Annotated in this window: 15 protein-coding genes and 9 tRNA genes; 1 reads left to right on the top strand and 23 read right to left on the bottom strand. The window is 46.0% G+C overall.

Annotation, left to right across the window (positions count from 1 at the left end):
• Positions 1–97: 97 nt before the first annotated feature.
• The 21 genes from UF05_RS03335 to pncC all read right to left on the bottom strand — a co-directional run bounded on the left by UF05_RS03335 (position 98) and on the right by pncC (position 16,412).
• Positions 98–2,941 carry a M16 family metallopeptidase gene (locus UF05_RS03335; RefSeq protein WP_025607477.1) on the bottom strand — a complete coding sequence of 948 codons (2,844 nt, stop codon included), beginning with the start codon at positions 2,939–2,941 and terminating at the stop codon, positions 98–100.
• Between the two features lie 9 nt (positions 2,942–2,950).
• Positions 2,951–3,412, bottom strand: coding sequence for a YqaA family protein (locus UF05_RS03330; protein ID WP_005462564.1), 462 nt, complete (start codon positions 3,410–3,412; stop codon positions 2,951–2,953).
• Positions 3,406–4,356, bottom strand: a complete 951-nt coding sequence (locus UF05_RS03325) for an NADP-dependent oxidoreductase (protein WP_024703540.1) — start codon at positions 4,354–4,356, stop codon at positions 3,406–3,408. The genes UF05_RS03330 and UF05_RS03325 overlap by 7 nt, the downstream gene beginning before the upstream one ends.
• A gap of 152 nt (positions 4,357–4,508) precedes the next feature.
• Complete coding sequence (locus tag UF05_RS03320; RefSeq protein WP_005462536.1) at positions 4,509–5,639, bottom strand: sodium ion-translocating decarboxylase subunit beta; 1,131 nt, start codon at positions 5,637–5,639, stop codon at positions 4,509–4,511.
• Positions 5,640–5,648: 9 nt separating this feature from the next.
• Positions 5,649–7,436, bottom strand: a complete 1,788-nt coding sequence (gene oadA / locus UF05_RS03315; RefSeq protein WP_025442243.1) for a sodium-extruding oxaloacetate decarboxylase subunit alpha — start codon at positions 7,434–7,436, stop codon at positions 5,649–5,651.
• A gap of 32 nt (positions 7,437–7,468) precedes the next feature.
• Positions 7,469–7,726 (bottom strand): oxaloacetate decarboxylase subunit gamma, encoded by a 258-nt coding sequence (locus tag UF05_RS03310; protein WP_005493951.1) that lies wholly within the window; start codon positions 7,724–7,726, stop codon positions 7,469–7,471.
• A gap of 569 nt (positions 7,727–8,295) precedes the next feature.
• A tRNA-Arg gene (locus UF05_RS03305) sits at positions 8,296–8,372 on the bottom strand.
• 57 nt (positions 8,373–8,429) lie between these two features.
• Positions 8,430–8,506 (bottom strand) — tRNA-Arg (locus tag UF05_RS03300).
• A 57-nt stretch (positions 8,507–8,563) separates the two neighbouring features.
• A tRNA-Arg gene (locus UF05_RS03295) sits at positions 8,564–8,640 on the bottom strand.
• Between the two features lie 57 nt (positions 8,641–8,697).
• Positions 8,698–8,774: transfer RNA gene (locus UF05_RS03290), tRNA-Arg, on the bottom strand.
• A gap of 57 nt (positions 8,775–8,831) precedes the next feature.
• Positions 8,832–8,908, bottom strand: a tRNA-Arg gene (locus UF05_RS03285).
• A 56-nt stretch (positions 8,909–8,964) separates the two neighbouring features.
• Positions 8,965–9,041, bottom strand: a tRNA-Arg gene (locus UF05_RS03280).
• A gap of 85 nt (positions 9,042–9,126) precedes the next feature.
• Positions 9,127–9,218: transfer RNA gene (locus UF05_RS03275), tRNA-Ser, on the bottom strand.
• A gap of 29 nt (positions 9,219–9,247) precedes the next feature.
• Positions 9,248–9,324: transfer RNA gene (locus tag UF05_RS03270), tRNA-Arg, on the bottom strand.
• Positions 9,325–9,355: 31 nt separating this feature from the next.
• A tRNA-Ser gene (locus tag UF05_RS03265) sits at positions 9,356–9,447 on the bottom strand.
• A gap of 243 nt (positions 9,448–9,690) precedes the next feature.
• Positions 9,691–9,888: a carbon storage regulator CsrA gene (csrA, locus tag UF05_RS03260; RefSeq protein WP_004415691.1), complete on the bottom strand. Its 198-nt coding sequence runs from the start codon at positions 9,886–9,888 to the stop codon at positions 9,691–9,693.
• 92 nt (positions 9,889–9,980) lie between these two features.
• A complete protein-coding gene (locus UF05_RS03255) occupies positions 9,981–11,168 on the bottom strand; it encodes an aspartate kinase (protein ID WP_045545344.1) in 1,188 nt (395 codons plus the stop codon).
• A 202-nt stretch (positions 11,169–11,370) separates the two neighbouring features.
• Complete coding sequence (alaS, locus tag UF05_RS03250; protein ID WP_005455546.1) at positions 11,371–13,953, bottom strand: alanine--tRNA ligase; 2,583 nt, start codon at positions 13,951–13,953, stop codon at positions 11,371–11,373.
• Between the two features lie 142 nt (positions 13,954–14,095).
• A complete protein-coding gene (gene recX / locus UF05_RS03245) occupies positions 14,096–14,563 on the bottom strand; it encodes a recombination regulator RecX (RefSeq protein WP_005455548.1) in 468 nt (155 codons plus the stop codon).
• Positions 14,564–14,685: 122 nt separating this feature from the next.
• Complete coding sequence (gene recA / locus UF05_RS03240; RefSeq protein WP_023623298.1) at positions 14,686–15,729, bottom strand: recombinase RecA; 1,044 nt, start codon at positions 15,727–15,729, stop codon at positions 14,686–14,688.
• Between the two features lie 200 nt (positions 15,730–15,929).
• The gene (gene pncC / locus UF05_RS03235; protein ID WP_021450025.1) at positions 15,930–16,412 is read right to left on the bottom strand and encodes a nicotinamide-nucleotide amidase; all 483 of its coding nucleotides are present in this window, start codon (positions 16,410–16,412) and stop codon (positions 15,930–15,932) included.
• An 84-nt stretch (positions 16,413–16,496) separates the two neighbouring features.
• Between pncC and mutS the strand changes: the two genes are divergently transcribed.
• On the top strand, positions 16,497–19,058 hold the full coding sequence (gene mutS, locus UF05_RS03230; RefSeq protein ID WP_045545345.1) for a DNA mismatch repair protein MutS: 2,562 nt from the start codon (positions 16,497–16,499) through the stop codon (positions 19,056–19,058).
• Positions 19,059–19,137: 79 nt separating this feature from the next.
• Here the strand turns inward: mutS and rpoS are convergent, their stop codons facing one another.
• Entirely contained in the window at positions 19,138–20,127 is a 990-nt protein-coding gene (rpoS, locus tag UF05_RS03225) for an RNA polymerase sigma factor RpoS (RefSeq protein WP_025632114.1), read from the bottom strand.
• A gap of 80 nt (positions 20,128–20,207) precedes the next feature.
• The gene (locus UF05_RS03220) at positions 20,208–21,131 is read right to left on the bottom strand and encodes a peptidoglycan DD-metalloendopeptidase family protein (RefSeq protein ID WP_005455560.1); all 924 of its coding nucleotides are present in this window, start codon (positions 21,129–21,131) and stop codon (positions 20,208–20,210) included.
• Between the last annotated feature and the right edge of the window lie 6 nt (positions 21,132–21,137).

Genomic DNA, 21,137 nt, shown 5'->3' with positions numbered 1-21,137 from the left:
GTTATTGATAGTTCATGCATCTAGATAAACAACCCATTAAAAGTCGCTTATCTAGATGAATAGCGGAGAGAGCACTCTCCGCTATTAAATGTGTACTCTATCGAATGATTTCAAGCTCTTCTACGTCTTTCCCCAACTTTTCTAGTTGAGGACGAAGTGATTTAGCATCACCAACGACAATGATTTGATAGTCATTCGGATCAAACCATTTTTGAGCTAATGCATTCAAAGTTTGCTTATCCACTTTCTCAACGATAGCGTTTCTTTGCTGCAAGTAATCTTGATCGAGGTTGTACTTGAGAATATCACTAATAAGTTCCGCTTTTTGTGTCGGCGTTTCATACTTCAGTGCATCTTTTTGACCGACCGCTTGGCGCATAAATTTCATTTCTTCATCAGTCATTCCAGATTGAGCGTATTCATTCAGCTCATTTTCCATCTCGATAATCGATGCGACCGTCGAATCGGCACGAACTTGCGCGGTAAATACAACCGAACCGGTTTCAGGATTCCCCGAGAAGTAACCGTAAGCACCGTAGGTGTAGCCTTTGTCTTCACGCAGGTTTTGGTTGATGCGACTGTTAAAGTTACCCGCTAGGTTAAAGTTCGCGAGCTGGCTTAGATAAAAGTCACCCGTGGCATCATAAGGCATGCCTTGACGAACCATCATAACCACACTTTGCGGTGCCCCTGGTTTATCGACAAGATGAATTTTCTGCTCACCTAATGCTGGTATTGTTTGAGGAGCATAAAGTGGTGCCGCTTCATCTTTCCATTCAGCCCAAAACGCAAGCTTCTGCTCAATGTCTTGTTTAGCAATGTCACCCACCACCACGACTTGTGCGCTCTGCGGTGTGTAGTGCTTAGCGTAGAACTCACGTACATCATCAAGCGTTAGTGCACTGACACCAGCTTGCGTGCCGTCTTTCGGACGAGCGAAAACAGAATCGCCATACAGCACTTGTCGACTCGCTTGAGATGCCATCCAACTTGGATTTTGATGTTCGTAGACAAGCCCTTCGAGTGCCTGCATTTTCACACGATCAAAATCTTCTTGTTTGAACGCTGGTGACAGCAGCATCTCTTCAACGATTTTCAGTGTTGGCTCTAAATTCTTTTCTAAAGAAGAAACGCTGATGTTCGTTGTGTAGCCTGTGGCATCGACAGAGATCATGCTGCCGAGTTTATCGAGCTCAGCTTGAATTTGTTCCACGCTACGTTTGGTCGTTCCTTCTTGCAACATAGCGGCTGTCAGTTGCGCTAGGCCTTCTTTGCCTTTTTCCACAAAACGCGTGCCCGCTGGTAAGCTGAACTGCATCATGACTGTCGGAGTTTCGTTGCTCACGGTACCGAGTAGTTCAGAGCCGTTGTCAAAATGCACGTTGTACAGTTCTGGCATTGTTGCTTTCACTGGCTCACCTACCGGTGGCTGTACTGAACGATCAAAATTGTCCGTTGCGCGGCGATAGGCTAACTGATCATCGGTAATTTTTTTGTACTCTGGCAAGGTACGCTCTGGCGTTGTAAATGTCGCAGACTTAACAGCAAGATCCGTTTTGCCTTTTGGTACCACGCTCAAGGTGACTTTCGACTTACCTTGAATAAAGTTTTGGTACACCTTCTCAACAGATTGAGGAGTCACGGCGCGAATCTGTTCCAATTGTTTTTCAATCAAGTCAGGTTGGCCAAAGAAAGTTTCATTCGACGCTAGCTGTGTGACTTTACCTTTCACGCTTTCAAGCGCGAAAATCGCATCCGCTTCAGCTTTACCTTTCAATTGCTCCAGACGATCGTCAGTGACGCCTTTCTCTGCAAACTTGCTCATCGATTTCATGAGCTCACCGTACAAGGTCGAAAGATCACCTTTGTCTCCAGAATCTCCCATCGCGTAGACATAGAAATTACACGCAAGCTCTGCACAGTCATGGAAGGAACCCGCATCAACCGCTTTTTGCGTCTTCACTAAATCTTGGTACAGCACGCTGTTGGTGCCACCACCTAATACTTCCGATAGCGTATCCAGAGATGCTTGGCTCTCTTCGCCGCTGTATGTGGTTGGCCACGCAATCATTACCATCGGTTGTTGGATACGATCTTCCAACGTAATGTATTTGTCTTCTTGCAACTTAGCTGGTTGTTTCGGTGCGTTTTCAACTTCTGGACCACGAGGAATGGAACCGAAGTATTTGTTTACCCACGCCAGTGTTTGCTCGACATCTAAGTCACCACCGATCGTGATCGTCGCATTATTTGGACCGTACCAACGCAAGAAAAACGCTTTAAGATCATTCACGTCAACACGATCAAGATCTTCAACGTAACCGATGGTTTGCCATGAGTAAGGATGACCTTCTGGGTATAACGCTTCAGACATACGTTCCCAAATCAAACCGTACGGACGGTTGTCATAACGTTGCGCACGCTCATTTTTCACCGTAGATCGCTGAATTTCAAATTTGCGCTGTGAAACCGCATCAAGTAAAAAGCCCATACGATCCGATTCAAGCCACAGCATTTTTTCCAGCTGATTCGCAGGAACGGTTTCAAAGTAATTGGTGCGATCGCGATTGGTCGTACCGTTTAACGTACCACCCGCCTCTGTGATGATTTTGAAGTGCTCTTGATCGCCAACGTTCTCTGAACCTTGGAACATCATATGTTCAAAGAAGTGCGCAAAGCCCGACTTACCGATTTCTTCACGAGCTGAGCCGACGTGATACGTGACATCAACGTGTACCAATGGATCAGAGCCCTCTGGCGCTAGAATTACGGTCAAGCCGTTATCGAGTTTGTATTTTTGATATGGGATCTTAACTTTGCCGTCTTCTGCTTTCGATGATTCGACGAAAGTCACCCCTTTTGGCAACGATGAAACAGGGGAATTTGATGCACAGCCCGTGATCACTAACAGTGAGCACGCGCCAACCCAAAACATTCTCATGTACTTTCCTTAAAATAATCCGAGATAAATGGCCGCCAACAAGCTGTACCGAGCGGCTTTTCCTAAAAATATTAAAATCACACACGGCAGAAATTTCATCCTTAACCATCCAGCCGCGAGACACAACGGATCACCAATAATTGGTAACCAACTGAAAAATAATCCCCAGTAGCCATATTTTGCTAGCCACTTTAAAGCGGTATGACCATGTTTTTCTTCTTGGGTTTTATTGGGGATCCATAACCCAAGCCAGTAATTGGTTAAGCCACCAAGCGTATTACCTATTGTGGCAACCAATAGAATAGAAGAAACCGCATATTGATTGAGTGAGAGAGTTGCTATCAGCCCAGCTTCAGAGCCACCAGGCAGTAAGGTGGCGCTCAGAAAGCCCGTTAAAAAAAGCACCCACAATGCTGAATCAGAAAACCAAAGGGCTAAATGTTCAAAAGCTGAATTGAATGCGTCTAGCATGTCATATCAAGTAATACCTTGCCTCTCGTTCGCCCCGATTCCACTTGTTGGTGTGCGGCGATAACTTCAGTCATTGGGTAAATGTGTTGCACTTCTGTTTTAAGTAATCCCACACCTACCATGTACAACAACGTGTCTAACTGTGAAGGTTCTGGCTCAACCAACATACCGCTTGCCTCGAAGCCTAATAGCTTGGCCTTGTCACAAATTAATTCAGCGCTAATCGTTGGTACCGTGATCACGCGGGCATTGTCTTTTAGGCACTTGAGAGCATCTAGAGCCGCATCGCCACCAACCAAATCAATTAAAACATCAACGCCTTCAACACGTTCTGACACTGGTGCAAATTGATAGTTCACTGCATGAGCGCCAAGTGTGGCGAGGTAGTCTAAATTTCGTTCACTGCAGGTGGTAAACACTTCGGCTTTTGTCGCCACAGCAATCTGCACCGCTAAGTGCCCTACGCCACCCGCTCCTGCGAGAATTAATACTCTATCGCATTCGCTGACATTCGCTTTGCTTAATGCTTGAGCAGCGGTTTGCCCTGCCAATGGTAAAACCGCCGCCGCTTCTAGCGTGACCGAACTTGGCACGTGACTTAACTCCGACTCCGGAACACAAACATATTGGCTATAACCACCACCTTGGAGAGGAAAGCCAATAAAACCAGCCACTTCATCTCCCACAGCAAAGCGAGAAGTCTTAGTACCACAAGAGGCGACTTTCCCAGAAATATCGTAACCTGGCACCCAAGGCAGTTTGTCTTTATTCTGGGAAGCTGCCCAGCCAAGTCCCGCTCGTGTTTTGACATCGATAGGATTCACGCCAGCATAATGCACCTTGACCAGCACTTCGCCAGACTTAGGGATCGGAGTTTCAGCGCTTTGAATCGCCAGAACATTGGCGTCGCCAAACTCAGTGATAACAATCTGTTTATGTTCCATAACTCACTCCCTGAGGGACAAATAAAAAAGGGATGCCGGAGCATCCCTTTGACTATAAACCATTTTGTTTAACCAAGTTAATGGCAAGCATGTAAATTGGTTGATAATTTTATCTTCAACACGATAACTGTATTTACGTGTTACAAGAGTCTTTATCCAACCAAGGCCAACAGAATACCTGCCGCTACCGCGGAGCCAAGTACGCCAGCTACGTTTGGTCCCATCGCATGCATCAACAAGAAGTTTTGAGGGTTTGCATCAAGCCCGACTTTGTTCACCACACGCGCTGCCATAGGTACAGCAGACACCCCTGCCGCGCCAATGAGTGGGTTGATGTCCTCTTCTGAGAACTTATTGAGAAGCTTAGCCATGAGCACACCTGCGCCTGTACCGATACTGAACGCCACAGCGCCTAGACCAAGAATGCCTAATGTTTCCAAGTTTAAGAACTGGTCAGCTTGCAGTTTCGAGCCAACCCCTAAACCCAAGAAGATAGTCACAATATTGATCAGTTCATTTTGTGCAGTTTTCGATAAACGATCCACTACACCCGCTTCACGCATCAGGTTACCGAGACAGAACATACCAACCAATGGCGTCGCAGAAGGTAGGAACAGAATCGTCATCAACAGCACGGCCATCGGGAAGAACACTTTTTCCCACTTACCAACATGACGAAGCTGCGCCATTTTGATTTCACGCTCTTCTTTGGTAGTCAGCGCTTTCATAATTGGCGGTTGAATGATCGGAACTAATGCCATGTAGCTGTATGCCGCTACCGCAATCGCCCCCAATAAGTCTGGCGACAACTTGCTGGCCAAGAAGATCGCCGTTGGACCATCAGCACCACCGATGATGGCGATCGATGATGCATCTGCCATCGAGAACTCCATCCCTGGCACAAAGTTAAGCAAAATCGCCCCAAACAAGGTCGCAAAAATACCAAACTGCGCTGCCGCCCCTAACCAAAGTGTTTTAGGGTTCGCGATCAATGCGCCAAAGTCCGTCATCGCACCAACGCCCATAAAGATCAACAATGGGAAAACTCCCGATTCGATCCCGATATAGTAGACGTAGTACAACAAACCGCCCGGCTCAGTGAAGCCCGCATTAGGAATGTTAGCTAAGATAGCGCCAAAGCCAATTGGCAATAAAAGTAATGGTTCAAAGCCTTTACGAATCGCTAAAAACAACAGCGTACAGCCAACCAGCATCATGCAGATTTGGCCAAACTCAAAGTTAGCGATCCCTGTTTCTGACCATAAGGTCATCAATCCGTCCATGATACTCCCTTACGCCAAACTGAGAAGAGGTGCACCAACGGTAACGGCATCACCCTCTTTTACGTTCAGTTCTTGAACGATACCACCGCGAGCTGCACGAACTTCCGTTTCCATCTTCATTGCTTCAAGGATCAGTAGGACATCACCTTCCGCGACTTCAGCACCCGGCTGAACGTTCACTTTAAAGATGTTTCCTGCAAGCGGTGCAGGAACCGATTCCGCATTTGCCGTCACAGGAGCAACGGGAGCGGCCACTGGTGCAGAAGCTGAACTTGGCGTCACAGAAGTCAATTGTCCTTTTGGCCCCACTTCAACTTCGTAGACTTGTCCATCAACGCGAACACTGTAAGTTTCTACGCTACCAGACGCGACTGGAGCCGCAGGCGCTGCAACTGGTTTTGCACTTTCCAATGTAGGTGCTGGTTCAAAAGCATCAGGGTTACCACGGTTTTTAAGGAACTTCAGACCAACTTGAGGGAACAACGCATAAGTAAGTACGTCATCAACGCGTTCACTCGCAAGCTTAATGCCTTCAGATTGAGCCTTATCCATTAAATCCACCGTGAGAGCTTCCATTTCTGACTCTAACAAATCAGCAGGACGACACGTAATTGGATCTTTACCTTCAAGGACTTTAGCTTGTAGATCGGCATTCACTGCCGCAGGAGCGGCACCGTACTCACCTTTGAGAACACCAGCGGTTTCTTTAGTGATGCTCTTGTAGCGCTCGCCGGTCAGTACGTTAATGACGGCTTGAGTACCAACGATCTGAGACGTCGGTGTTACGAGAGGAATAAAGCCAAGATCTTCACGTACACGTGGGATTTCTTCTAGCACCTCGTCGATACGATCCGCTGCACCCTGCTCTTTTAGCTGACCTTCCATATTCGTCAACATACCACCTGGCACTTGAGCAATAAGGATACGGGAATCCACGCCTTTTAGTTGCCCTTCCCACTTCGCGTATTTCTTACGTACTTCACGGAAGTAAGCTGCAATAGGTTCTAGTTGATCAAGTTTCAGGTTGGTGTCGCGCTCAGTACCTTGCAGCATTGCTACAACCGTTTCTGTCGGGGTATGCCCGTAAGTACAGCTCATCGAAGAAATAGCCGTATCGAGGATGTCGATACCAGCCTCTACCGCTTTGATTGCCGTAGCGGTAGAAAGACCAGTGGTTGCATGGCAGTGGAGTGCCAGTGGTACATCACAAGAGGCTTTGATGCGTGTGATTAGCTCTTGCGCTTCGTAAGGCTTTAGCAAGCCAGACATGTCTTTGATACACAGAGAATGACAACCGAGATCTTCCAAACGCTTTGCTAAATCAACCCAAGTATCCGTATTGTGAACAGGGCTTGTTGTGTATGACAGGGTGCCTTGCGCATGAGCGCCAACATCTACCGCCGATTTCACCGCTTTTTGGAAATTGCGAACATCGTTCATCGCATCAAAGATACGGAATACATCCATACCGTTGGCATGAGCACGCTCAACGAACTTCTCTACTACGTCATCAGCATAATGGCGATATCCTAAAAGGTTTTGACCACGAAGTAGCATTTGCATTGGTGTATTTGGCATCGCCTTTTTCAACTCACGTAGACGCTCCCAAGGGTCTTCCCCAAGGAATCGAATACACGAATCAAACGTTGCACCACCCCAGGTTTCTAGGGACCAGTATCCAATCTTATCCAACTCAGCTGCGATAGGCAGCATATCTTCGATACGCATACGCGTAGCAAACAGTGATTGATGGGCGTCTCGAAGGACCACATCGGTAATAGCTAGTGGTTTAGACATGCTCTTAAACTCCTTTTTAATCCTATATTCGGCTACTTCGCGATTGAAGCGCGATGTTGATGAATCGCCGCTGAAATCGCTGCCACTACTTGTGGACTAACAGCTGAAGAGGTTGATTGAACTTTGGTATTTGTTTTTGGTGCTGCGATCGGCTCTGGTACTTCTTCTGGTACCAGTTTCGACAATAGCCGAACGAGATAAACAAGAATGGTGAGGAAAATAAATACGACCGCCATCCCCGTAACCATAAGGGTGGCCGCATCTACTAGCAGGCTTCCTATATTCGTCATGTTGCTTCCTTTCTTTGTCATCCTGACAACGTGCAGGACTTTATTAGCGTCAAATCCCGACCAATGGATTATCTCGATTGGTTAAATTTTGTCAATTTTGTTTAAGGAAGGATTTAAATAATCTCCATAATTGATTATTTATTCACTACCCAGATCACAATTCAAACCTAAACCATCGAGTTAGAACGAATGCTCAATATATAAACAGGTTAATTCAAAGAGCACGAGAAAACTGCGATTAAGATTTCAAAACAAAACAAGTGAGATTAAAAGAAAGAACTATTAAAACAAAAAGATAGGAGCAAAGATCAAAACAAAAACACTATTACAACATGTGATTAACATATTTTATTTAAATCACGCTAGTCATCATTTTGCTGGAAACGAAGAAAGCATGGAGCACCGATGATGAATTATTAGAGATGATTGACTAGATACGCAAAGTGACATTGCAGTTCAATCAGATAAGAAAAGAAACCTACTTTGACAGCGCAGACTAGAGAATAAGTAGTGAGTGTTTGTTTTTCAGATACAAAAAAAGCCTCGCATAAGCGAGGCTTTTTGATAAGTGGCGCGTCCTGGAGGATTCGAACCTCCGACCGCCTGGTTCGTAGCCAGGTACTCTATCCAGCTGAGCTAAGGACGCGCAGTTTTCGATATCAGTATTACCAATATCAGGAGTTCACAAGGAAACCCTAAAGAGTGGCGCGTCCTGGAGGATTCGAACCTCCGACCGCCTGGTTCGTAGCCAGGTACTCTATCCAGCTGAGCTAAGGACGCGCAGTTTTCGATATCAGTATTACCAATATCAGGAGTTCACAAGGAAACCCTAAAGAGTGGCGCGTCCTGGAGGATTCGAACCTCCGACCGCCTGGTTCGTAGCCAGGTACTCTATCCAGCTGAGCTAAGGACGCGCAGTTTTCGATATCAGTATTACCAATATCAGGAGTTCACAAGGAAACCCTAAAAAGTGGCGCGTCCTGGAGGATTCGAACCTCCGACCGCCTGGTTCGTAGCCAGGTACTCTATCCAGCTGAGCTAAGGACGCGCAGTTTTCGATATCAGTGTTACCAATATCAGGAGTTCACAAGGAAACCCTAAAGAGTGGCGCGTCCTGGAGGATTCGAACCTCCGACCGCCTGGTTCGTAGCCAGGTACTCTATCCAGCTGAGCTAAGGACGCGCAATAATCTTTATTTTACTTTGTATAACCCGTTTATCAAACGAATTATTAAATAGTGGCGCGTCCTGGAGGATTCGAACCTCCGACCGCCTGGTTCGTAGCCAGGTACTCTATCCAGCTGAGCTAAGGACGCGCAGATCTTCTTGCTAGGAAGTTGTGAAGTAAATCACATTCATTTCTTGCGAAACAAAAAAAAGGCCATCGGGCCAGTCAATGAATGGCGGTGAAGGAGGGATTCGAACCCTCGATACGGGATAAACCGTATACTCCCTTAGCAGGGGAGCGCCTTCAGCCTCTCGGCCACCTCACCGTTTTCATTGTTATATCTCAAAAGAGATATGGCGCGTCCTGGAGGATTCGAACCTCCGACCGCCTGGTTCGTAGCCAGGTACTCTATCCAGCTGAGCTAAGGACGCACTTTTTGTTGATAAATCAACGTTGCAAGAATGGCGGTGAAGGAGGGATTCGAACCCTCGATACGGGATAAACCGTATACTCCCTTAGCAGGGGAGCGCCTTCAGCCTCTCGGCCACCTCACCGTCTTGCGGAGGCACATATTACGTTTTACCGAAAATATGTCAAACACTTTCTTTGAAAAAAAACGCAAAAAACGCTTAACCGATGCGGATTTAATCAAAGTGACTATAAAACAAACCTTATCACTCTATTATGATGAAAAAAAGAGAATCTTCTCTTAAAAAATGACATTTATCAGAAACTAAAAAGGCTAGCCGATCGGCTAGCCTTTTTCATTCAAACTAAGCTCTGTAAACAGGAGCGACTTAGTAGTTACCTGAAGCAACGTTGCCATTGCCTTTTTCAGCCTGAATGCGCATGTAGATTTCTTCACGGTGAACTGAAACCTCTTTCGGAGCGTTAACACCGATACGTACTTGGTTACCTTTAACACCTAGTACAGTTACAGTCACTTCATCACCAATCATAAGTGTTTCGCCTACGCGGCGAGTCAAAATTAGCATTCTTTGCTCCTTGAGTAATCTCTAAATTTTCTTGCTACAAAGCTATTATCCAACAAAAGTTATATTTTCGTAAACTACCTTGTCACGGAAAATCAGCCTAAAAAGGCATGTTTTTGCTGAATGTTCAATGCTTCACTAGACGTAATGTAAGCATCATGAAGAATGTTTGCTGCTGTATCCACACTCTCAGGTGGCAATACCAGCATCATAGTGAGTGCATTCGTTGCGCAGAAATTGATCGCAATATCTTGCTGAGCCAACAAACCGCATGCATGTTCCACCATTCCATTGACTTCAAGCCCTACAGCGGTTAACAGGCTTACAGCTTCACTATTACGGATTTTATCGCTGAACACCAGATCGAACTTGGCACATGCTTCTTGTTTTATCATGATACCTGTTCGTTCTGTTTCCTCGATCACATTCCAAATGTCTATGCCTAACATCTGACATTGTTTTGTAGCACTAGATAAATGTTCTTTATCGACTTCAATAATGGCAAGGTCACGTTGAATGGCTATACCAGAGACGGCTTGATGGCCTGATTCCCCCTTAACCAAACTGCCTTCATTAACTTCAAAGGTCGAAAGCACGCGTAGCGGTACATTATTCTTCCATGCGAACTGCACAGAAGGTAAATGTAGAACTTTTGCTCCTCGACTTGCCATTGCTTCCATTGAAGGAAAGTCAATGACCGCCATTTTCTGAGCATTTTTCACTACACGTGGGTCACAAGTATAAATACCATCAACGTCGGTAAAGATTTGACACTCGTCAGCGCGCAATGCGCCTGCAAGCGTCACGGCGCTCGTATCAGAGCCGCCTCGACCTAATGTGGTGATATCCCCATTTTCATTCACACCTTGAAAACCTGCGACAATGACGATTTGATCTTGTTCAAGTAAATCCGTAATCGTTGAGGTATCAATATGTTTAATCGTCGCGTCATTGTGTTGATTATCCGTCACAATGTTCGCTTGTGCTCCGGTAAGTGAGCGAGCTACATAGCCCAGTTTATTGAGTGTCATCGCCAATAACGCCATTGACACTTGCTCACCAGCAGAGAGCAAAACATCAAGTTCTCGAGCCGTAGGAACACTATCTACTTGTTTCGCTAGGTCCATTAGTCGGTTTGTTTCGCCTGACATTGCAGACACAACTACGACAACTTGATTACCATCATTTTTCGCCTTAATGATGTGTTCAGCGACCTGGTGGATTCTTTCAATTGAACCCACGGAGGTTCCACCAAACTTTTGCACGATAAGGGGCTTTTTCACCAGTCTTCACCTTCCCAAGACCAAAGTCTCATTCGGACCACTTATATTCCACTAGTTGAAATTATATAAGCGGTAGTTACAACAAAAACCAAGCAGCTTAAATGACCTGGTTATTTTTCGGTCAATTAAACCACTTGGTTACCGTAAAAAAATTACGCCCAATCAAAGAAACTTGATTGAGCGTAAATTCGTTATGTAATGCTTATAAGCGCTCTTCTAGCCAAGGCTGAACAGTTTTGATCGCTTCTGGTAATGCTGACACATCAGTACCACCAGCTTGCGCCATGTCAGGGCGACCACCGCCCTTACCACCAACCTGCTCTGCAACCATTTTAACGAGGTCGCCCGCCTTAACTTTGCCTACCAGATCTTTCGTCACACCAGCAATCAAGCCAACTTTGTCATCAGTTACGTTTGCTAGAAGCACAACACCTGAGCCCATTTGGTTCTTGATGTCGTCAACCATTGTACGTAGGTTTTTGCTATCTGCGCCTTCTAGTGCAGCAACCAGTACTTTCGTGCCGTTTACTTCCACTGCTTTACCCATGATGTTTGCGCTTTCAGCAGCAGCCATCTTGTCTTTAAGCTTCTGAAGTTCTTTTTCTAGCGTTTTCGCTTTTTGTGCAGATTCTGCTAGTTTCTCTTCGTATTTTGCTGCTTGAGCTTCGATCGCATCTAGAGCTGCTTCACCTGTTACTGCTTCAATACGACGGATGCCCGCCGCGATGCCGCTCTCAGAGGTGATCTTGAATAAGCCGATATCGCCAGTGTTAGAAGCGTGGATACCACCACAAAGCTCTGTAGAGAAATCGCCCATAGACAGTACGCGTACTTCATCATCGTACTTCTCGCCAAATAGTGCCATTGCGCCTTTCTTCTTCGCAGACTCAATGTCCATCACGTTGGTTTCAATAACGTGGTTGCGACGAATTTGCGCGTTCACTAGACGTTCAACTTCTTTTAGCTCTGCCGCCGTTACCGCTTCTAGATGAGAGAAGTCAAAACGTAGGTTTTCTGCTTTAACCAAAGAGCCTTTTTGCGTCACGTGCTCACCAAGAACTTGACGAAGTGCGGCGTGTAGCAAGTGCGTTGCTGAGTGGTTTAGAGAGATAGCTGCGCGACGTTCTGCGTCAACGATAGTAGCGACTTCATCGCCTTTCGCTAGAACACCTTCCGCCATAACACCGTGGTGTGCGATTGCGTTGCCTAACTTTTGAGTATCTTCTACTCGGAATACACCAGCTTCAGTGCGGATTTCACCCGCATCACCACATTGACCGCCTGACTCAGCGTAGAATGGGGTTTCACCAAGCACAATGATCGCTTTGTCGCCAGCAGATAGAGAATCCACTTCGTTGCCTTCAACGAACATTGCAGCCACTGAGCTAGAGCCTTTTGTTCCAACGTAGCCACAGAATTCAGTTTGTGTATCAACTTTAATTGCTGCGTTGTAGTCTGTACCGAACTGACCCGCTTCACGCGCACGCTGACGCTGCTCTTCCATTGCTTTCTCGAAGCCTTCTTCGTCAATCGCGAACTCACGTTCACGCGCAACGTCGTTAGTCAAGTCAGCTGGGAAGCCGTAAGTATCGTAAAGTTTGAATACGGTTTCACCGTCGAGCACTTTACCATCTAAGTTATCTAGCGCTTCGTTTAGAATCGCCATACCGCGTTCAAGCGTACGACCGAAGTTTTCTTCTTCGATACGCAGTACTTTTTCTACGACAGCTTGCTGACGTTTCAGTTCTTCACCTGCAGTGCCCATGATGTCAGCTAGTACACCAACCAATTTGTGGAAGAATGCACCTTGCGCACCTAGCTTGTTACCGTGACGAACAGCACGACGAATGATACGACGTAGAACATAGCCACGACCTTCGTTTGAAGGCATAACACCATCAACAATCAGGAATGAACATGAACGGATGTGGTCAGCGATAACGCGTAGCGATTGGTTTGATAGGTCTTCGTAACCGATCACTTCTGCGGCTGCTTTGATAAGAGCTTGGAATACGTCGATTTCGTAGTTCGAGTGAACGCCTTGCATGATTGCAGAGATACGCTCGATACCCATACCTGTATCTACCGACGGTTTTGGTAGCGGTTCCATCGTGCCATCAGCATGACGGTTGAACTGCATGAATACGTTGTTCCAGATCTCGATGAAACGGTCACCATCTTCTTCAGGTGTGCCAGGACGGCCACCCCAGATGTGCTCACCGTGATCGTAGAAGATTTCAGTACATGGACCACAAGGACCAGTATCACCCATTTGCCAGAAGTTGTCTGACTCGTATGGTTTGCCACCTTTCTTGTCGCCAATGCGGATGATGCGATCTGCAGGAACACCTACTTTCTTGTTCCAGATATCGAATGCTTCGTCATCAGTTTCGTAAACGGTCACCAATAGACGGTCTGCAGGCAGCTTAAGAACGTCTGTTAGAAATTCCCAAGCGAATGAAATCGCGTCTTCTTTGAAGTAATCGCCAAAGCTGAAGTTACCTAGCATTTCAAAGAAAGTATGGTGACGAGCTGTAAAGCCCACGTTTTCCAGGTCGTTGTGTTTACCGCCAGCACGTACACAACGTTGAGCCGTAGTCGCTCGAGTATAGGCTCGTTTTTCCAAGCCTAAGAAACAATCCTTAAATTGGTTCATACCTGCGTTTGTGAACAGCAGGGTTGGGTCGTTATGTGGAACTAACGATGAACTTTCTACGATTTGGTGTCCTTTGCTTTCAAAGAACTTGAGGAACGCGTTACGAACCTCGTCAGTGCTCATGTACATGCAGCTCTTCCTGAAAATAGTCGAGTTAGAATTTTGCCGTATTGTAGATCATGCAATCAGCTGAGACTAGTTTTCTTGCGGAAAAGAGGGGGTAGAAGAAAAAATTTGAAGCAAAACAAAAATCAGCGTGAATAATTCACGCCTAATCTTCGTCTTCAAAGCTTAACGCATAGCTAATTTGGTCAAAACTGTAGCCGCGATATTGTAAGAAACGAACCTGTTTAGCGTACTCTTTCTGGTCTTTGGCCTTTATTCCTTTAAATTTCTTCTCTGCTGCCAACTTTGCCAATTCAAACCAATCTTGGGGCTCTTCTGCCATTGCTTGTTCAATGACAGATTCTGCAACGCGCTTCTGGTTAAGCTCTTGGCGAATACGACGCTCACCATGACCTTTGTAAACGTGTTGACGCACTTGGCTTTTGGCGTAACGCAAGTCATCCAAATAATTGTGTTCTAAACAAAAGTTAATCGCAGCTTCAATATCAGCCTCTTCATAGCCTTTCATCGCAAGCTTTTGATGGAGCTCATATAAGCCATGATCTCGACGACTAAGTAACTGAATCGCGGCTTCTTTGCTAGATAGCGTCGGTGCTTGTCGCTTTTGGTACATAGTGATCCTAAAGGTAATTTAGCTGTACAGGCTTTTCGTTTGCCTTAAATTTCTTCGATTTTGATTTCGACAAATACAACAAAGCCCTGCAACGCAGGGCTTTGTTTTAGTCTATCAGAAGATTAAAACTCTTCTTCTTGCTCAGGCTTCTCACCGGCAGTAGGTGCTTCTGGTTGAGCTGGAGAAAGTAGCATTTCACGCAGTTTGGTATCGATTGTTTTCGCGATTTCTGGATGCTCACGCAGGTAGTTACAAGCGTTTGCTTTACCTTGACCAATCTTATCGCCATTGTAGCTGTACCAAGCACCCGCTTTTTCTACTAGCTTGTGCTTCACGCCTAAGTCAATCAACTCACCTTCACGGTTAAAGCCTTGGCCATACATGATTTGCGTGTTTGCTTCTTTAAATGGTGCTGCAATCTTGTTCTTAACCACTTTGATACGCGTTTCGTTACCTACAACTTCGTCGCCTTCTTTGATTGCGCCAGTACGACGGATATCTAAACGAACAGAAGCGTAAAACTTAAGCGCATTACCGCCAGTAGTCGTTTCAGGGTTACCGAACATCACACCAATCTTCATACGGATTTGGTTGATGAAGATACACATACAGTTAGACTGTTTCAGGTTACCTGTAAGCTTACGCATTGCTTGAGAAAGCATACGAGCTTGGAGACCCATGTGGCTGTCGCCCATTTCACCTTCGATCTCAGCTTTAGGTGTTAGAGCAGCAACAGAGTCAACAACCATTACGTCGATTGCACCAGAGCGAGCTAATGCATCACAAATCTCTAGAGCTTGCTCACCAGTGTCTGGCTGAGATACCAATAGTGCATCGATATCAACGCCAAGTTTCTTTGCATATACAGGATCTAAAGCGTGCTCTGCATCGATAAACGCACAAGTTTTGCCTTCACGTTGCGCAGCAGCAATAAGTTCAAGAGTTAGTGTTGTTTTACCTGAAGATTCTGGACCGTAAATCTCAACGATACGACCCATTGGTAGACCACCAGCACCCAAAGCGATATCAAGAGAAAGCGAACCCGTTGAAATGGTTTCTACATCCATTGCGCGGTTATCACCAAGGCGCATGATAGAGCCTTTACCGAATTGCTTTTCAATTTGACCTAGCGCAGCGGCGAGCGCTTTCTGTTTGTTCTCGTCCATTACTTTCTCCGATTTATTCATCTTCTTTGGGCGACGAATAGTAATTCATTTTTCTTAAGCAGAAGTTCTGCTCAGCAATAAAAGTCATTATACTGTTGATTCATACAGTGTCTATACCTGTATGAAAAAAATTTGGCTCACAATATCGTGCAGTTTTCTCTAGCCCTTGTTTTCTCTGGGCTTACGCAGTTCCAAAAAATCTAGATTAAGTGTTGGTGCAATTGACTCAATGCATGAATCACCGCTTGTTCGCGAACTTCTGCTCGATTTCCAGAAAAATGCATGGTTTCTACTAACTGCCACCCCTGATTATCTGCAAAGGCAAAACACACCGTTCCAACCGGCTTTTCCTCACTGCCACCACCAGGACCAGCGATGCCACTGATAGACACCCCAATTGTTGCATTGGAATGTTTTAATGCCCCCTGCACCATTTCGATTACAACCGGCTCACTCACTGCGCCATACGCTTCGAGTGTTTGAAACTGCACTCCAAGCATCTCCATTTTGGCCTCATTACTGTACGTAACAAAAGCGCGGTCAAGCCAACCGGAGCTACCTGCAATATCAGTAATTGCGGCTGCAACGCCACCGCCAGTACAGGACTCTGCTGTGGTCAGCACATGCCCATGTCGCGCAAGTAACACACCTAAATCAGCACTTAATTTTGTTGTTTTTTCCATAGCCAAAATGCCCTTTGTCTCTTTTTACTTGATAGGGATTCACGTATCCTAAGCCGCTACGGAAATAAACAAAAGAACTTACCTGTGAAAGCTGAACAAAAACACACTCCGATGATGCAGCAATATCTCAAGCTAAAAGCTGAGAACCCAGAAATTTTGCTGTTCTACCGCATGGGCGATTTCTACGAACTCTTCTATGATGACGCGAAACGAGCGTCTCAACTGCTTGATATTTCATTAACCAAGCGCGGTTCATCGGCCGGAGAACCTATTCCTATGGCGGGAGTGCCATTCCATGCAGTGGAAGGGTATCTCGCGAAACTAGTTCAGCTTGGTGAGTCAGTCGCAATCTGTGAACAAATTGGGGATCCTGCGACGAGCAAAGGTCCTGTTGAGCGTAAAGTAGTACGCATTGTCACGCCAGGCACCGTAACCGATGAGGCACTGCTTTCTGAACGTCTCGATAACTTAATCGCTGCGATTTACCATCACAACGGCAAGTTTGGTTATGCGACGTTAGACGTTACTTCTGGCCGTTTTCAATTAACGGAGCCAGAAACCGAAGAAGCCATGATGGCGGAACTACAACGCACCGCACCGCGTGAGTTGTTGTTCCCTGAAGATTTCGAGCCAGTCCACTTGATGTCGAACCGTAACGGTAACCGTCGTCGCCCTGTATGGGAGTTTGAACTAGATACAGCCAAACAACAGCTGAACCAGCAGTTTGGCACCCGTGATCTTGTCGGTTTTGGTGTTGAGCACGCCTCTCTTGGTTTGTGCGCCGCAGGTTGTTTGATCCAATACGTAAAAGACACACAACGCACTGCTCTACCACATATCCGCTCACTAACGTTTGATCGCCAAGATCACTCTGTAATTTTAGATGCAGCTACGCGTCGCAATCTAGAAATCACCCAAAATTTAGCTGGCGGCACGGACAATACACTCGCCGCAGTTCTCGACCATTGCTCAACCCCGATGGGCAGCCGCATGTTAAAGCGTTGGCTGCATCAACCGATGCGTTGTATTGATACGCTAAACAACCGTCTGGATGCGATTGGTGAAATTAAAGATCAAGGCTTATTTACCGATCTTCAGCCAACTTTAAAACAGATTGGCGATATTGAACGTATCTTAGCGCGTCTTGCTCTACGTTCTGCTCGTCCACGTGATATGGCTCGCCTACGCCATGCCATGCAACAACTTCCTGAACTAGAATCGCTCACTGCATCCTTAACTCATCCATACCTAGTGAAGTTGGCTCAATTTGCTGCGCCAATAGATGAGGTATGTGAACTTCTTGAGCGTGCTATCAAAGAAAACCCGCCGGTAGTGATCCGCGATGGTGGTGTGATTGCAGAAGGCTATAACGAAGAATTGGATGAGTGGCGCAAGCTCGCTGATGGTGCAACCGAGTATCTAGAAAAGCTCGAAGCGGATGAACGCGAGCGTCATGGCATCGATACGCTGAAAGTTGGCTACAACGCCGTACATGGGTTCTTCATTCAGGTAAGCCGTGGCCAAAGCCATTTGGTGCCGCCACATTACGTGCGTCGCCAAACTCTGAAAAATGCAGAGCGCTACATTATTCCTGAGCTTAAAGAGCATGAAGACAAAGTTCTGAACTCAAAATCAAAAGCACTCGCACTAGAGAAAAAACTGTGGGAAGAGCTGTTCGATTTGCTGATGCCTCATCTTGAACAAATGCAAAACCTAGCTTCTGCCGTTTCACAGATGGACGTGTTACAAAACCTAGCAGAACGCGCAGACTCATTGGATTATTGCCGCCCTACTCTAGTTAAAGACGCAGGTATTCACATTCAAGCAGGTCGCCACCCGGTAGTAGAGCAAGTCACCTCGGACCCGTTCATTGCTAACCCAATAGAATTAAGCACAAGCCGTAAAATGCTCATCATCACGGGTCCAAACATGGGGGGTAAATCAACCTACATGCGCCAAACTGCGCTAATTGCGTTGATGGCTCACATCGGCTCTTATGTACCTGCGGAATCAGCACAAATTGGCTCATTGGATCGCATCTTTACTCGTATCGGTGCTTCAGATGACTTGGCATCAGGTCGTTCAACCTTCATGGTAGAGATGACAGAAACGGCCAACATTCTCCACAACGCAACCAAGAACAGCTTGGTGTTAATGGATGAGATCGGTCGCGGTACCAGTACTTACGATGGTCTTTCATTGGCATGGGCAAGTGCCGAATGGCTTGCAACACAAATTGGTGCGATGACACTTTTCGCTACGCACTATTTTGAACTAACCGAATTACCGAACTTGCTACCAAACTTAGCAAATGTTCACCTAGATGCGGTAGAACATGGCGACAGCATTGCTTTCATGCACGCTGTTCAAGAAGGCGCCGCAAGCAAATCATACGGCTTGGCGGTTGCGGGCTTAGCTGGCGTACCTAAAACGGTCATCAAAAATGCTCGTACTAAACTGTCTCAACTAGAGCAACTCGGCCAAGCTAGCGACTCGCCTCGTCCAAGCACTGTGGATATAGCAAATCAGCTCAGCTTAATCCCTGAACCTAGCGAAATTGAACAAGCGTTATCAAACATCGATCCAGACGACTTAACACCTCGTCAAGCCCTTGAAGAGCTGTATCGTTTGAAGAAAATGCTTTAACGAGAATATCTAATCTCCCCTAAAACAGAAAAAGGGCTATGGTTATCCATAGCCCTTAGTGTTTCGAGAAAGCTTAGTATTAATCGTCTTCGACGTTAAACAAGTTTTCCATATTTAGGCCTTGTTTAATTAGAATTTCACGAAGTCGACGTAAACCCTCCACTTGAATTTGACGTACACGCTCACGAGTAAGACCAATCTCTCGTCCCACTTCTTCAAGCGTAGACGGCTCATAACCAAGCAAACCAAAACGGCGTGCAAGTACTTCTTTTTGTTTTGGATTCAACTCTTCCAACCAATGGATCAAAGACGATTTGATGTCATCATCTTGAGTCGACACTTCTGGATCAGAGTTGTTTGCGTCAGGGATAATATCCAACAGCGCTTTTTCACCGTCACCACCAATTGGGGTATCAACGGAGCTAATACGCTCGTTAAGACGCAGCATTTTGCTGACATCTTCTACTGGTATATCTAGTTGAGCAGCAATTTCTTCTGCCGTTGGTTCATGATCGAGCTTTTGAGAAAGTTCACGCGCAGTACGCAGATAAATGTTCAGCTCTTTCACGACATGAATAGGCAAGCGAATGGTGCGAGTTTGGTTCATCAACGCACGTTCGATCGTTTGACGGATCCACCATGTTGCGTAAGTTGAGAAACGGAAACCTCGTTCTGGATCGAATTTTTCAACCGCGCGGATCAACCCGAGGTTACCCTCTTCTATAAGATCAAGTAGTGCAAGACCGCGATTGCTGTATCGACGAGAAATTTTCACCACCAAACGTAGATTGCTTTCGATCATACGCTTACGAGCCGCTTCATCACCGCGCAATGCTCTGCGGGCGTAAAGGACTTCTTCTTCAGCAGTAAGTAGAGGTGAGAAGCCAATTTCACCTAGATACAATTGAGTTGCGTCTAGGCTTTTACTGCTCGCGTCAAACTCTTCACGGACAGCTGTTTTGCCTTCGGTAGTAGATGATGATTTTCCGAGTTCGTTATCAATGGTCGTCTCTGACGCATTGTCGTATTCAAACTCTTCAACTTTGGATACTGTGTTGCTGATACTCATAACGCCTCCCCCTGGCGAGTTAGCAAGACATGACAACTCAATATGTCGCTAAATGATTTCGCAAGTTGTTTTTCAAAGTCTTACGGTAAATAGCGTTTTGGATTCACTGATTTACCTTGGTAGCGAATTTCAAAGTGCAGCTTGACGGATTTTGCGCCTGAACTACCCATGGTCGCAATTTTCTGTCCGCTTTTTACACTCTGACCTTCTGTTACCAGCAGTTTGTCGTTATGTGCGTATGCGCTTAAATAATTGTCGTTATGCTTCACTATAATTAGGTTGCCATAACCTCTTAGCGCATTACCCGAATAAACGACCGTGCCGGCTGCGGTTGAAACGATAGGCTGACCACGCTGTCCTGCGATGTCAATGCCTTTATTTCCCTGTTCTCCCGCCGAGAAGTTCTTGATTACTCTCCCTTTTGTCGGCCACAACCACTTCGATACTTTGTCGTTTTGTACCGTCGTTGTTGGCGGCTTCGGTTTAGTAGGTTGGTTATCTTTTGAACCAACATACTCCTTTGCTTTGGTTTGTTCAACTTTCTTTGGCGGCTCTTTTTGTGCTACTTTAGTCGGAGTTGTTGTAGGCTTTTGACTAGAGTTTTTACTTGAAGTCACAGGCTTTGTCGTCGTCGTTGGCTTCACCACTGGAGGCGGTGTCGTTGTAACTACAGGTACTACAACGGGTTCAACTTTTTGGCCATATTTTGGCGCGACATATTTCGGAGCCCAAAGTTTTAGCTTTTGACCTGGATAAATGGTGTAAGGCTGAGAGAGTTCGTTGTAACGTACAAGATCATTTACATCTTTATCTGTGACGTAAGCAATGAAATAAAGTGTGTCACCTTTCTTTACTTCGTAGTAACTCCCTCTATAACTACCACGCTCAACGCTCGAATAATCCTTCTTTAGGCTGGAAACAGGCGCAGGTGAGTGAGCCGCACAACCAACGAGTCCCGCAGCTAATACAAAGCTAATACCAATATGACGCAGTAACTTACTCACCTAACC

Source organism: Vibrio sp. S457-15 (assembly GCF_000960545.1).
In the GTDB taxonomy this organism is placed as follows: domain Bacteria; phylum Pseudomonadota; class Gammaproteobacteria; order Enterobacterales; family Vibrionaceae; genus Vibrio; species Vibrio parahaemolyticus.
Note: the sequence above shows the minus strand (reverse complement) of the source record. Positions and strands in the feature narration are given on the sequence as shown.